A 13,357-nucleotide genomic window follows, 5' to 3' on the forward strand; every position below is an offset into this window, starting at 1 on the left:
CCATCTAGTCTCCCGCCATGGAGGATGTCGGGGTCAGGTTCTACGTCAACTGGCTCGCTGTGCCGTTCTTCTTCGTCCCGGCGTTGGCCATCGCGCTCTACGCCGCGCATGCCTCCGGCGGATGGAAGCGGCCCTGGATCGGCGTGCGGCCCGTGCGGTGGTTCCTCCTGCTGTTCCTCCTGCCTCCGCTCGGCTATCTCCTCCTCGCCACAAACCTCGTCGTCCATCGCCGCACACCCGGCGCGATCACCGGCAGGAAAGGCGCGTCGTCGGTGCATCCCGCTGCCAGCCGAGCTCCACGACCCAACCGTTGACTGCAGGTGTCGCGAGGTTTCCTCGTCGGAGCGGTGTTCCTCGGAGTGAGTGATCGAAGCGCCCACGTCAGGCCCGAGCCGCCGAGAACCATTCGTCATCGACGTCCGGGGCGGCCGTCCACGCAACCTACTCCCCCACCGCGCCGCTAGGACCGGCCCTCAGGCGCCCGGCTCGCGGCGAAGAGGGGCAGGTGCCCCTGCCGCGCTCAGAGCGTGAGTCGTTCGACGGGTTGGCCGGTGATGCCGGCGATGAGGTCGAAGTCCTTGTCGAGGTGGAGCACGGTGAGCCCGGCCAGCTCCGCGACGGCGGCGATGACGAGGTCCGGGATCGACGGCGCGCGGTGCTGCCCCTGCGCCGCCAGCAGTAGCTGTACTTCGAGCGCGCGGTCCTCGGTCGCCGGGGTCAGGTACTCCACGGGCATCGCCGACAACGGGGACCGGGCGAACAGGGCGCGGGCATCCTGACCGCTGCGGGCGGAGTAGCCGACCTCCAAACGGGTCACGGTCGCGATACGCACCAGACCCCGCCCGATCCGCCCAGCCCAGTCTTCCGCGTCCGGGCTGTCACCCAGCCGGACCAAGGCTGACTTGTCGACCAGCCACTCGGTCACTGCCACGCAGCGCCCATCACCTGAGGATCATCGAGGTCGCCAGCGAGGTCGGCGAAGGCGCGTAGGTCGGACCCGCAGACCGTGCCATCCGAGGTCGCCGCATCGGCGGCCAGGCGTCGGCGGATGTACTCCACCCGCGACAGGCCCAACCGCGCGGCGTGGGCGTCGACTCCGGCCAGCACTGCTTCGGGGACGTCACGGATCAGGACGTCAGCCATGCGAACCACCTCCGATATCTCATGATATCAGCGGTAGAGGCCCCCTCCGAGTCCAGGCCTTCGACCAGGCATTGCGTGGCCGCGTCAATCAGTTGCTTCGGGCCGCTCCGATCGGGCCCGGTGTGCCAGCGCGAGGCCGCGTCATACAGGCGATGTTCTGGGAGGCGTAGTCGAACTGCACGCCAGAATCATCTACGACAACCGGCTCACACTCGACAGACCTGACGTCTCGACGCTCGATCCCGAGGCGCCCACGCATGACGGACGCATCCGAGCGTCTTGCGGCGAAGAGGGGCACGTGCTTGGCGCCACGACCAAAGGTCGGCAAGGTGCTAGCATTGCTGTCAGTGGAAGGAGGTCGGCGATGAGCACCTTGACGATCCGGCAGCTCGACGAGCGCACTCACGCCCGGCTCCGAGGACGCGCAGCAGAGCACGGTCGCTCGGTCGAGGCGGAGGTCCGGTCGATCCTCGACGCGGCGGTCAACGTCCCGGATCGCAACTTCCTGCTGTCCCTGCACACAGTGATGGCGGAGGCCGGTGGCCTCGAGGTCCCGCCCCGGACAGACCAGCCCCGGCCGGTGGACCTTTCGTGATCATCGCTGACACCAACGTGGTGTCGGAGTTCATGAGAGATGCCCCGGACCCGGGCGTCTTGGTCTGGGCAGGCTCCATCGCACCTGCCGATCTGTCGATCTGCGTGGTCACCGTTGAGGAGATCGAGCGCGGCCTCGGGCGCTTGCCCGTGGGCCGCAGACGTCGGGACCTCGAGAATCGCTGGACCACGCTGGTGGAGGCCTTCGCAGACGCCGTGGTGATCTACGACCTGCCAGCAGCCCGACAGACCGCCTCGATCCTGGTAGCCGCCCAAGCGGCGGGCCGACGCATGTCCCTAGCCGACGCTCAGATCGCCGGTATCTGCATCGCCGGCGGCCACGAACTGGCCACCCGCAACACCGACGACTTCTCCACCACCGCCGGGTTGTCCCTCATCAACCCCTTCGAGCATTAACACCTCTGAGCGCGGTCGGCAGGCGGCGATGTGGGCTACCCGTCGAATCCGCCTGTTTCCGACTGGCAAACTCGGCCGATGGAGTCGAGCGGCTGGGTGGCAGTTCGGTGTGTCTTTGAGTCCGAGGTTGACGGAACGCGGACCTTCGAAGAGCGTGTGACGATCTGGCGAGTGCCCGATGTCGCGGCTGGAATCCAGCTCGCTGAGAACGAAGCCTTGGAGTACGCGGAGATGGTCGACGCGAGCTACACCGGTCTCGCGCAGGGCTACGTGCTGGGCGACCCTATCGACCATGGTGCCGAGGTATTCAGTCTGATGCGAGATAGCGACCTTGCCACTGAGCAGTACCTCGACCGCTACTTCGACACGGGTGCAGAGCGCCAGAGCCGATGACCGCGTGAACTCGCGGCGGTGTGACGCTGTTCGGCCTCCGGACGTTGCAGTCAGGCGCCTCTACTCGACCCGCGCCAGTCGGCTCCTCGCGCTGCGAACAAGGTCCACGTACCGAGGGTCGAACGGCTCACGCAGTTCGCGTTCCAAGAGCGCTGACAACGCCCACAGGGCAACCTGTTCCGACCGGTGCTCGGGCTCGGTGACCCTGTTCGCGTCCTCCCAACGGTGGAGAAGAGCGAACAAGACCAACGCCTCGTCCGATGTCAGTGAGATCGTCACGCCGCCGGACTCCGCCATGGCACGCATCCTGCCCGAGAGCGCTCGGTACTGCCGCGGCTCGGTAGGTCGACAGGCGGCGAAAGGGGCTAGTGTTCCGTCGCGCGCGAAGCCAACGCATCGATCCAGGTCGCAAGGTCGATGCAGGCCGCGGCGAGAACGTGGTCCCACGTGGGACTCGCGATGGCGAACTCCCAAGAGCGCGAGTTGTCCATTGCCTCCAGGTCGCCCACAGTGCAGTGGGTCGGCGTGAGGTGGTCTTCCTGGGGACGCCCGGTGTTGGACGCGGTCAAGCTGGCTCGCGGGCATTCCGCTGCGACGATGCTCACGCGTGGTCCGAAAACCGAGACCACGACTTCCACGACCAGCAGTCTCGACTCATCGCCGTGGCGCCACTCGTGAGACAGGCCGTCATGGAGCTGACGTAGGGCCGGGGGGCCGAACACCGCGCTGGTGGCGGTCAATGTTGCTCCCAGTTGGGCGGACACAGCCTCGAACACTCTCTGCAATCGTTCGGCGAGGTCGGAATCAAGTGGTGGTTCCTCGAAGGTCTCCTCGACGTCCGTCCACTGCGAGAGCACGGCGTACGACACGGGGTCGACCACTGTGCTGCCCTCAGGGCGATAGCTGACGCAGTACTCGGCGACGTGGCGGATGTGCTCAGGCGGCGCGGTAACCAGAACCGCCCGGCCCGCGATGACATCGACATCCGTGACATGGCGGACCTTCGAGACATCTGCCGCGAACTCTGCCATCTCGGCTCGGATGCTTTCAGAAGACGCCACATCATCCACGGTCGCGAGCGCAGTCGGCACCTCGCCTTCGCCGAGCACGCTGTCGAAGATGAGGACCTGCATCTCGTGCGACACGGCACATCCCCTTTCGGTTCAAGACCACCATGATGACGGCCCACCCACCAACGCCCGTTCTCATCCGACGAAGTCCCACGGAATCGGAGCACGGCGCTTCGCGGCGGAGTGACGCATGTTGAAGCCGTGCGCTCACGACGACGCTCGAGAATGGTGTTGCCAGCACAGGGGATGTTGGGAAGGCTCGCGCGGTGAGAATCGTCCAACCCTCCCGCCGGCAGCTGAAGTCCGCGGCAGCCCTGCGCGGCCCGGGATCGATGGGGGCGCCGCGTCAGCGGGGGTCCTGGGTCACGGCGAGGGTGGTGCGGATGTGCAGCGACTGCAGGACGAGTGACGCGGCGAGGCATCCGCCGACGCCCTCCCCGGCCCGCAGGCGCAATGCCAGGACCGGCTCGAGCCCGAGCTCGCGCAGCACCGCGGCGTGCGCCTTCTCGCGGCTGCGCTGACCGGCGACGAGGTGCGCCTGGACGGCAGGCTCCTCCCGCACGGCGAGCAGCGCCGGCACCGACGCGGCGAGACCATCCAAGACAACGGCCGCACCGGCCCGGGCCGCACCGAGCACGACCCCGGTGAGCACGGCCACCTCTCCCCCGCCCAGCGCCGCCAGCAGAGCCCGGGCCGACAGCCCGGACGCATCCCCCACCCGCTCCAGCGCAGCAGCGACGACGGTCCGCTTGCGCTCCAGCGTCTCCGCATCCGCGCCGACGCCCAGCCCCACGACGTCCTCCGCCGGCAGCCCCACCAGGGCCGCCGCGAGCGCCGCCGCGACGGTCGTGTTGCCGATGCCGACCTCACCGAGCACGACGACCCCCGACGCCGCGGCATCCCGCCCGACCGCCACCCCAGCCGCAACCAGCCGGTCCACGTCCTCGCCAGCCAGCGCGTCGGCCGAGACCAGGTCACCCCGCCCGGACACCGGCCGCGCATCGAGCGCACCCGGCACGAGCCCACCCGACACCCCCGCGTCCACGACGACCACGCCGAGCCCCGCGCCACGGGCCGCCAGCACACCGGCCGACTCCCCCGCCACCGCGGCGAGCGCCACGTCACGGGTCACCGACGACGGGAACGCACTGACCCCGAGGCCGGCCACCGGATGGTCCGCCGCCGCCAGCACGAGCGTCCCGCCCGTCACCGGCCCGGAACCCAGGGAACGCACCCGGGCCACGACCCGGTCGAGCACCCCGAGCGCCTCCGGGGCGGCCAGCTGGGCATCCGCCGCATCCGTCGCCCCCACCAGCCGGGACGACGACGGCCCGCGCAGGTGCGACACCGGCGCCGCCGGCCCACCGTCCTCGTCCGGCCACCGCTCGTGGAGGACGACGTCGGCCAACGGCGCCCGCTTCGACCACGCCGCCCGCTGCAGCCCCGGCTCCGGCGGCCGCTCGTCCGGCCAGCCCAGACACAGCCAGCCCAGCGTCTCGACCCCGTCCGGCAGCCCGAGCAGCCCGGCGAGGTCGGCCGGCTCGAAGAGCGTCACCCACCCCATCCCGAGCCCGAGCGCCCGCGCCGTGAGCCACATGTTCTGCACGGCGGTGGCACACGACCACATGTCGGTGTCGGGGAAGGTCGCGCGGCCGAGCACCCCCGCCGCGGGCGTCCGCCGGTCGCACGCCACGACGACCCCCACCGGGGCCTCGCGCAGCCCTTCGAGCTTGAGGTCGAGCAGCCGCGCCGCGCGGTCCTCGGTGAGCACCTCGGCCTGGCGCAGCCGCGCCGCATCCGCCAGGGCCGCAGCCCGGTCCCGCGTCGACGCGTCCCGCACGACGACGAACCGCCACGGCTGGCTGTGCCCCACGCTCGGCGCGCGGTGCCCCGCCTCGAGCACGGCCGTCAGCAGCGTGTCAGGCACCGGGTCGGGGCGGAAGCGCCGGATGTCCCGCCGCCCGGCCACGACCTCGCCGAGCGCCGCCACGACGTCGGGGCCCATCGCCCAGCCGTCCGGGTCGGCCGCGCGGGCCGCCGCGCTCGTCGTGTCACCGACGAGCGGCACCGGGCGGGCGTACCCCCCGGCGGGCGGCGTGACCGGCTCCATCTCAGACCTCCTGGCCGGCCTCGATGTCGCCCTCGACCTCGAGGTAGACCCGCTGCATCTCGGCGACGAGCTCGGGGTCCGGCTCCTCCCACAGCCCGCGGTCGGCGGCCTCGGACAGCTTCTCGACGATGCCGCGCAGAGCCCACGGGTTGGCATGCCGCAGGAACGCCTGGGTCTCGTCGTCGAGCACGTACTCGCGCGCCACCTTGTCGTACATCCAGTCGTCGACGACCCCGGACGTGGCGTCGAAGCCGAACATGTAGTCGACCGTCGCCGCGAGCTCGAACGCGCCCTTGTAGCCGTGCCGACGCATCGCCGCGACCCAGCGCGGGTTGACCACCCGCGCCCGGAACACCCGCGAGGTCTCCTCGTGCAGCGAGCGGGTGCGCACGAGGTCGGGCGTCGTCGAGTCGCCGACGTACGCCTTCGGCGCCGCACCGGTGAGCGCGCGCACCGTCGCGACCATCCCGCCGTGGTACTGGAAGTAGTCGTCGGAGTCGAGGATGTCCGACTCGCGGTTGTCGACGTTCTTCGCCGCTACCTGGATGCGCCGGTAGCTGCGCTCCATGTCCTCGCGTGCGGGTGCGCCGTCGAGGTCGCGGCCGTAGGCGAACCCGCCCCACGCGGTGTAGACCTCGGCGAGGTCGGCGTCGTCGCGCCACGAGCCGGACTCGACGACCTCGAGGATGCCGGCACCATAGGAGCCCGGCTTCGAGCCGAAGATCCGGGTCCGGGCCCGGCGCTCGTCGCCGTGCTCGGCGAGGTCGGCCTGCGCGTGCGCCTTCGGGTAGTTCATGTCGAGCGGCTCGTCGAGCCCGACGACGAGCGCCACGGCGTCGTCGAGCAGGTCGACGACGTGCGGGAACGCATCCCGGAAGAACCCGGAGATCCGCACCGTGACGTCGATCCGCGGCCGGCCGAGCTCGGCGAGCGGGATGACCTCGAGCCCGGTGACCCGCCGCGACTGCTCGTCCCAGACCGGGATCACACCGAGCAGCGCGAGCACCTCGCCGAGGTCGTCGCCGGAGGTGCGCATCGCCGAGGTCCCCCACGCCGACAGCCCGACCGACTGCGGCAGCTCGCCGCTGTCCTCGCGGTAGCGCTCGAGCAGCGACTCGGCCATCGCCGAGCCCGTCTCGTACGCCAGCCGCGACGGAATGGCCTTGGGGTCGACGGAGTAGAAGTTCCGGCCGGTGGGCAGCACGTTGACCAACCCGCGCAGCGGCGAGCCGGACGGCCCGGCCGGGACGTAGCCGCCGTCGAGGGCGTGCAGCACCATCGCGAGCTCGTCGGTCGTGCCGCGCAGCCGGGGCACGACCTCGTCGCAGGCGAAGGTCAGCGACGCCTCGGCACCGGCGTTCGGCTCACCGAGCTCGGCGGCGACGACGCCGGGGACGGCCGCGGCGTCCCATCCGGCCTCCGCCACGGCCTCGACGAGCCGCCGGGCGCAGGCCTCGACCTCGTCGGTGCGGGCGGTGCTCGACTCGCCCTCGGCGAGCCCGAGGGCGCTGCGCAGCCCCGGCACCGCCCCGCGCTGCCCGCCGAACACCTGGGCGGCGCGCAGGATCGCGAGGGTGAGGTCGACGAGCTGCGGGCCCTCCGGCGGCTGACCGAGGACGTGCAGGCCGTCGCGGATCTGGACGTCCTTGACCTCGCACAACCAGCCGTCGACGTGCATGACGAAGTCGTCGAACGTCTCGTCGTCCGGGCGCTCCTCGATGCCGAGGTCATGGTGCATCTGCGCGGCCTGGATGAGCGTCCAGATCTCGCCGCGCAGCGCCGGCGCCTTGGCCGGGTCCATGACCGAGACGTTGCCGTACTCGTCGAGCAGCTGCTCGAGCCGGGCGATGTCGCCGTACGACTCGGCGCGGGCCATCGGCGGCACGAGGTGGTCGACGACCGTCGCGTGCGCGCGGCGCTTGGCCTGGGTGCCCTCGCCCGGGTCGTTGACGAGGAACGGGTAGACCAGCGGGACGCTGCCGAGCGCGGCATCCGTGCCGCACGACGCGGACATCGCGAGGTTCTTGCCCGGCAGCCACTCGAGGTTGCCGTGCTTGCCCATGTGGACGACGGCGTGCGCCCCGAACTCCTCCTCGACCCACCGGTACGTGGCGAGGTAGTGGTGGCTCGGCGCGAGGTCGGGGTCGTGGTAGATCGCGATCGGGTTCTCCCCGAAGCCGCGCGGCGGCTGGACGAGGAGGACGACGTTGCCGGCCCGCAGCGCCGCCGTGACGATCTCGGGCTCCTCGCCCGAGTGGTCGACGAACACCTCGCCCGGCGCCTCGCCCCAGGCTTCGGTGACGCCGGCGCGCAGGTCGTCCGGGAAGCGCGCGAACCACTCACGGTAGCGGCTCGCCGGGATGCGGACGTGGTGCTCGGTCAGCTGGGTCTCGGAGAGCCACTCCGGGTCCTGTCCGCCGGCGGCGATGAGCGCGTGGACGAGCGCGTTGCCGGCGGTCGTGTCGGGTGCCTCGCCCTCGACCTCGGGCAGCGGGTCCAGCCCCGGGATGGCGCCCGGGCCGCCGAGGTCGTAGCCGGCCTCGCGCATCATCCGGAGCAGCCGGACGGTCGAGACCGGGGTGTCGAGCCCGACGGCGTTGCCGATCCGGGAGTGCTTCGTCGGGTACGCCGACAGGACGACGGCGACGCGGCGCTCGGCCGGCGGCACGTGCCGCAGCCGGGCGTGACCGAGGGCGATGCCCGCGACCCGGGCGCACCGCTCGGGGTCGGCGACGTAGCGGGCCAGCCCGTCGGCGTCGGTCTCCTTGAACGAGAACGGGACGGTGACGAGACGCCCGTCGAACTCCGGGATGGCGACCTGGGTGGCGACGTCGAGCGGGGACATGCCGTCGTCGGCGGCCTCCCACTCGGCGCGGCTCCACGTGAGGCACAGGCCCTGGAGGAGCGGGACGTCGAGGGCGGCCAGCTGGGCGACGTCCCACGACTCGTCGTCGCCACCGGCCGAGGCGTCCGCGGCCCTGGTGCCCGCACCGCCGGCGGCGAGGACGGTCGTGACGATCGCGTCATAGGTGCCGAGCTGCTCGAGCAGTCCGGCCGGGGCGTCGCGCAGCGAGGCGGCGAAGACCGGCTCGCCGACGCCCCCGGCGGCGTCGACGGCGTCGGCGAGAGCGTGCGCGTAGGCGGTGTTCCCGGCGGCGTACTGCGCCCGGTAGAAGAGGATGCCGACCCGCGGCCGGGGGGAGTCCGTCGGCTCGGGCTCGGGGCGGTCCAGGACGCCCCAGGCGGGCAGCTCGGCCGGCGGCTCGAAGCCCTCGCCGGTGAGCAGCAGCGTGTCGGACAGGAACGCGTGCAGCTGGGCGAGGTTGTCGGCGCCACCGTGCCGCAGGTACTCGTGCGCCTCGCGGACGACGCCCTGCGGCGCCCTGGACTCGGCCATCAGCTGGGCGTTCGGGGCCTGCTCGCCACCGACGACGACCATCGGGACGCCGGTCTCGCGGATGCGGGCGAAGCCGGAGCACAGGTCGTCCGGAGTGCCGAGGATGCGGGCGACGACGACGTCGGCCTCCTCGAAGGCGGCGGCGAGGTCGGTGTGCCCGGGGCGGGCGGGGTTGGCGACGACGAAGTCGGCCCCGCTGGCGCGGGCGGACAGCAGGTCGGTGTCGGACGTCGAGAGCAACGCGATGCGCGGCACGGGCGGACTCCTCCGGGGGTTTCCTCGCCCCCATGTCGGGTGTGGGGCCCGGCGCGGCCGGGCATCCGCGGCGGCGTTCCTGACTCGCCCCGGAGGGGCTCACAGTGGCGGGACCGTCCCGGACTCGCACCGGGTTCCGTCGACGTCGGACGTAGCGGAGCCTACCCGGGCGTGCCGCGTACGCTGGCGGCGATGTCCACCTCCCCCGCCCGGCCCACGGCGGACCGCTGCCCGGGCCTGCTCCGCCCGCATGTCGCCGAGGACGGCGCGCTCGTCCGGCTGCGCGTGCCCGGCGGGGTCGTGCGCACCGACGTCCTCACCCGGCTGGCCGACCTCGCGGGCCGGTTCGGGGCCCCCGTGCTCCAGCTGACGAGCCGCGGGAACCTCCAGCTGCGGGGCCTGCCCGACCCGCTCCCGGAGGCGTTCGTCGCGGCGGTCGAGGCCACCGGGCTGCTGCCGTCGGCCAGCCACGAGCGGGTGCGCAACATCCTCGCCTCCCCCATGGCACCGGGGCTGCAGCCGCTCGTGCGCGCCCTCGACCGCGCCCTGTGCGCCGACCCGGCGCTGGCCGCCCTGCCGGGCCGCTTCCTGTTCGCCGTGGCCGACGCCGCGGGCTCGCCGCTCTCCGAGCCGTACGACGTCGCCTACCAGCAGCTCTCGCCCCGCGGCGGGCTGCTGCTGGCCGGCGGCCGGGGCCGCCCGGTCGCGCCGGAGGACGCCGTCGACGCGGTGCTCGAGGTGGCGCAGGCGTTCCTCGCGCACGCCCCCGAGGGGGTGTGGAACGTCCGCGACCTCCCGGACGGCTCCCCCGTGCTCGACGGGCTGTTCGCCTGCTCGCCGTCGGTCGCCCCGCCGGTGCGCCCCGGGCCCGCCGGCGCCGACCTCGTCGCCGGCGTCCCGCTGGGGATGCTGACGCCCGGGCACGTCGCGGCGCTGGCGGCGGAGGCACGCTTCGTCGTCGTCACGCCGTGGCGGTCGGTCGTCGTCCCGGACGGGCCGGCCGCGGCCGGGCGCCTGGCCGCCGCCGGGCTCGTCGTCTCGCCGGAGTCGGCCGCGGCCCGGGTCAGCGCCTGCGTCGGGGCGCCGCACTGCGCCAAGGGCCGCTCCGGGACGCTGGCCGTGGCCACCGAGACGGTCCGCCGCGCCGACGCCGCCGGACGCACCCTCCCGGCTCCCGTCCACGTCGTCGGCTGCGAGCGGCGCTGCGGCGCCCGGGAGGGCGACGTCGTCGCGCTGGCCCCGGCCGACGCCGACGCCGTCCTGTCCCTGCTCCCCGGAGACCCCGCATGACCCTGCTCCCCCCGACCCGCCGGTACGACTACGTCACCGACGGGCTGGAGATCTACCGGCGCTCCTTCGCGACGATCCGCGACGAGAGCGACCTCTCGGCGCTGCCCGAGGACCTGCACGGCGTCGCCACCCGGGTCGTGCACGCGGCCGGGGACGTCGGCGTCGTCCACGACCTCGCGGCCCACCCCGACGTCGTGCGGGACGCCCGGGCGGCGCTGCTCGCCGGCGCGCCGGTCCTCACCGACTCGCAGATGCTCGCCTCCGGCGTCACCCGGCGCCGCCTGCCGGCGGACAACGAGGTGCTGTGCACGCTGCGGGAGCCGGAGGTGCCGGGGCTGGCTCTCGCCTGGGGGACGACCCGGGCCGCCGCGGCGGTGTCGCTGTGGGCCGAGCGGCTCGACGGCGCCGTCGTCGCCGTCGGCAACGCCCCGACCGCGCTGTTCCACCTGCTCGAGATGCTGCTGGACGGCGGGCCGCGCCCGGCCGCGGTCGTCGGGATGCCCGTCGGCTTCATCGGCTCCGCCGAGTCCAAGGTCGCCCTGGCCGAGCACGCGCTGCCCGGCGGCGGCCAGGTGCCGTGGGTCGTCGTGCACGGCCGGCGCGGCGGCTCGGCGATGGCCGCGGCCGCGCTCAACGCCATCGCCGACCCGGACGAGCTGGCATGACCCGCGGCGCGGAGCCCGGCCACCTCTACGGCGTCGGGGTGGGCCCCGGCGACCCCGACCTCATGACGCTGCGGGCCGCCGCGCTCGTGGCGTCCGCCGACGTCGTGGCCTATCACCGGGCCGCGCACCGGGAGTCGACCGCACGGGGCATCGCGGCGGCACACCTGGGGCCGGGAGCCGTCGAGGAGCCGCTGGTCTACCCGGTGACGACCGGAAGCACCGACCATCCCGGTGGCTACTACGGGGCGTTGGCCGACTTCTACCTCGAGTGCACCGAGCGGCTGCGGGCCCACCTCGCGGCCGGACGGTCGGTGGTCGTGCTCGCCGAGGGTGACCCGCTCTTCTACGGCTCGTTCATGTACGTCCACGACGTGCTGCGCGAGGAGTTCCCCACCGAGGTCGTCCCCGGGGTGACGTCGGTGTCCGCGGCGAGCGCGGCGGTCGGCACCGGGCTCAGCCGGCACGAGGACACCCTCACCGTGCTGCCCGGGACGCTGCCGGTACCCGAGCTCGCGCGGCGGCTCGCCGACACCGACGCCGCGGTCGTCATGAAGCTCGGGCGGACCTTCGCAAACGTCCGTGAGGCGCTGCGCCAGGCCGGGCGGCTGGACGACGCGCTCTACGTCGAGCGGGCGAGCAGCCGCGAGCAGCGGGTGCTGCCGGTGGCCGATGTGGCGGCCGAGGCCGTGCCGTACATGTCGGTCGTCGTCGTGCCGGGTGCCGACCTGCGCGCGGATGCCGCCGGGCGCGCTCCGGGGCGAACATTCGGAGCGAGGGCAGTCGGGGCCGAGGTCACGAGTGCGGCCGGACTCGAGGCCGCGGGCGCGGCGGGACCCGACCGGGAAGCCGGTGGTCAGGGGTCGGTCACGGGACGTCCAGATGCTCCGACATCCGGGCCAGCCCCACACACCTCGGGGCACCCCGGTCTTCCGGACGAAAACCGGCCCACCTCCCGGAGCACACGTACATCCGCTCCAGGATCGGAGCCGCGAGCCCACCTCGCGGAGCACACGCGCACTCCGGAACAGACGCCCCCTCCGGACGAACGCCGGCCCACCACTGGGAGCACAGGTACATGTGCGCCAGGATCGGGGACGGGGGTGGTGGCCCAGGATCCGGAGCACATGGACGTCCCGGGCGCGGGTGCTGTGCTGCACCGGGTCGGCACCGCCGCAGGGTCCGACGCGCTCACCACGCACCAGAGCGACACCACACCAAAGTCCGACACACACGCCGCGCACCGGGCCGGCCTCGCACCCGGCGCCGGCGACGGGCCGGTCGTCCACGTGGTCGGCCTCGGCCCGGGACCCGACGCGTGGCTCACCCCGGAGGCGGCCGAGGTGCTCGCCGGCGTGCAGCACGTCGTCGGGTACGCACCGTACGTCCAGCGAGTCACCCAGCGCGAGGGGCTGCAGCGCCACCCCAGCGGCAACACCGTCGAGGTCGACCGCGCCCGGCACGCCCTCGAGCTCGCCCTCGGCGGCGAGTCGGTCGCCGTGGTCTCCGGAGGGGACGCCGGGGTCTTCGGGATGGCCGCCGCGGTGTTCGAGGCCGCCGAGGACCCACGCTACGTCGACGTCCCCGTGCACGTCGTGCCGGGCGTGACGGCAGCACACGCCGCGTCCGCGCTCGCCGGCGCCCTGCTCGGCGGCGACCACGCGCTCATCTCCCTCTCGGACCGGCTCAAGCCGTGGGACGTCCTGCTCGACCGCCTCGTCTCCGCCGTCCGCGCCGACCTCGCCGTCGCGCTCTACAACCCGCGCTCACGCAGCCGCCCCGACCAGCTCGGACAGGCCCTCGACGCCGTCCGCGAGGTCGCCACCCCCGACCGCGTCGTCGTCGTCGCCAAGGACGTCGGCCGAAACGGCGAGGAGCTGCGGGTCACGACCCTCGGCGACCTGGACCCCGAGACCGTCGACATGCGCTGCCTGGTCATCATCGGCTCCTCCCGCACCCGGGTCACCCCGACCGGCCGGGTCTGGACCCCGCGCTTCGTCGACTGACCCGCTCCGGGTGCCCTCGT

At 73.2% G+C, this 13,357-nt stretch carries 12 protein-coding genes and 1 riboswitch; of the genes, 7 read left to right on the plus strand and 5 right to left on the minus strand.

All coding sequences use genetic code 11. The features are described from left to right. Nucleotides 1–17 precede the first annotated feature (17 nt). Nucleotides 18–314: a hypothetical protein gene (locus JQN72_RS08040; protein WP_204134663.1), complete on the plus strand. Its 297-nt coding sequence runs from the start codon at nucleotides 18–20 to the stop codon at nucleotides 312–314. Nucleotides 315–520: 206 nt separating this feature from the next. Here the strand turns inward: JQN72_RS08040 and JQN72_RS08045 are convergent, their stop codons facing one another. Further along, entirely contained in the window at nucleotides 521–931 is a 411-nt protein-coding gene (locus tag JQN72_RS08045) for a PIN domain nuclease (protein WP_204134664.1), read from the minus strand. Further along, the gene (locus tag JQN72_RS08050) at nucleotides 922–1,143 is read right to left on the minus strand and encodes an antitoxin (RefSeq protein ID WP_204134665.1); all 222 of its coding nucleotides are present in this window, start codon (nucleotides 1,141–1,143) and stop codon (nucleotides 922–924) included. The genes JQN72_RS08045 and JQN72_RS08050 overlap by 10 nt, the downstream gene beginning before the upstream one ends. A 364-nt stretch (nucleotides 1,144–1,507) precedes the next feature. Between JQN72_RS08050 and JQN72_RS08055 the strand changes: the two genes are divergently transcribed. From JQN72_RS08055 to JQN72_RS08065, 3 genes are all read left to right on the plus strand, one after another. Further along, nucleotides 1,508–1,738, plus strand: coding sequence for a toxin-antitoxin system antitoxin subunit (locus tag JQN72_RS08055; RefSeq protein ID WP_204134666.1), 231 nt, complete (start codon nucleotides 1,508–1,510; stop codon nucleotides 1,736–1,738). Further along, nucleotides 1,735–2,154: a type II toxin-antitoxin system VapC family toxin gene (locus tag JQN72_RS08060; RefSeq protein WP_204134667.1), complete on the plus strand. Its 420-nt coding sequence runs from the start codon at nucleotides 1,735–1,737 to the stop codon at nucleotides 2,152–2,154. Before JQN72_RS08055 ends, JQN72_RS08060 begins: the two co-directional genes overlap by 4 nt. Nucleotides 2,155–2,232: 78 nt before the next feature. Beyond that, nucleotides 2,233–2,547 carry a hypothetical protein gene (locus JQN72_RS08065; RefSeq protein ID WP_204134668.1) on the plus strand — a complete coding sequence of 105 codons (315 nt, stop codon included), beginning with the start codon at nucleotides 2,233–2,235 and terminating at the stop codon, nucleotides 2,545–2,547. 365 nt (nucleotides 2,548–2,912) lie between these two features. On the opposite strand, the gene JQN72_RS08070 is transcribed toward JQN72_RS08065, so the two are convergent. The 3 genes from JQN72_RS08070 to cobN all read right to left on the minus strand — a co-directional run bounded on the left by JQN72_RS08070 (nucleotide 2,913) and on the right by cobN (nucleotide 9,379). Beyond that, nucleotides 2,913–3,692, minus strand: coding sequence for a hypothetical protein (locus tag JQN72_RS08070; protein ID WP_204134669.1), 780 nt, complete (start codon nucleotides 3,690–3,692; stop codon nucleotides 2,913–2,915). A 271-nt stretch (nucleotides 3,693–3,963) separates the two neighbouring features. Then, nucleotides 3,964–5,727 (minus strand): 5,6-dimethylbenzimidazole synthase, encoded by a 1,764-nt coding sequence (gene bluB / locus JQN72_RS18785; RefSeq protein WP_304622426.1) that lies wholly within the window; start codon nucleotides 5,725–5,727, stop codon nucleotides 3,964–3,966. 1 nt (nucleotide 5,728) lies between these two features. Then, nucleotides 5,729–9,379: a cobaltochelatase subunit CobN gene (gene cobN / locus JQN72_RS08080; protein ID WP_204134670.1), complete on the minus strand. Its 3,651-nt coding sequence runs from the start codon at nucleotides 9,377–9,379 to the stop codon at nucleotides 5,729–5,731. A 75-nt stretch (nucleotides 9,380–9,454) separates the two neighbouring features. Beyond that, nucleotides 9,455–9,517: riboswitch (cobalamin riboswitch) on the minus strand. Between the two features lie 54 nt (nucleotides 9,518–9,571). On the opposite strand from cobN, the gene JQN72_RS08085 reads away from it, so the two are divergent. From JQN72_RS08085 to JQN72_RS18340, 3 genes are read left to right on the plus strand one after another with little or no spacing between them, the layout of a single operon-like run. Further along, on the plus strand, nucleotides 9,572–10,669 hold the full coding sequence (locus JQN72_RS08085) for a cobalamin biosynthesis protein CobG (RefSeq protein WP_204134671.1): 1,098 nt from the start codon (nucleotides 9,572–9,574) through the stop codon (nucleotides 10,667–10,669). After that, a complete protein-coding gene (locus JQN72_RS08090) occupies nucleotides 10,666–11,334 on the plus strand; it encodes a precorrin-8X methylmutase (protein WP_204134672.1) in 669 nt (222 codons plus the stop codon). Before JQN72_RS08085 ends, JQN72_RS08090 begins: the two co-directional genes overlap by 4 nt. Next, nucleotides 11,331–13,337 carry a precorrin-2 C(20)-methyltransferase gene (locus JQN72_RS18340; RefSeq protein ID WP_239100337.1) on the plus strand — a complete coding sequence of 669 codons (2,007 nt, stop codon included), beginning with the start codon at nucleotides 11,331–11,333 and terminating at the stop codon, nucleotides 13,335–13,337. Before JQN72_RS08090 ends, JQN72_RS18340 begins: the two co-directional genes overlap by 4 nt. Nucleotides 13,338–13,357: the final 20 nt, after the last annotated feature.

This window comes from Phycicoccus sp. CSK15P-2, from assembly GCF_016888005.1.
Lineage (GTDB): Bacteria > Actinomycetota > Actinomycetes > Actinomycetales > Dermatophilaceae > Phycicoccus.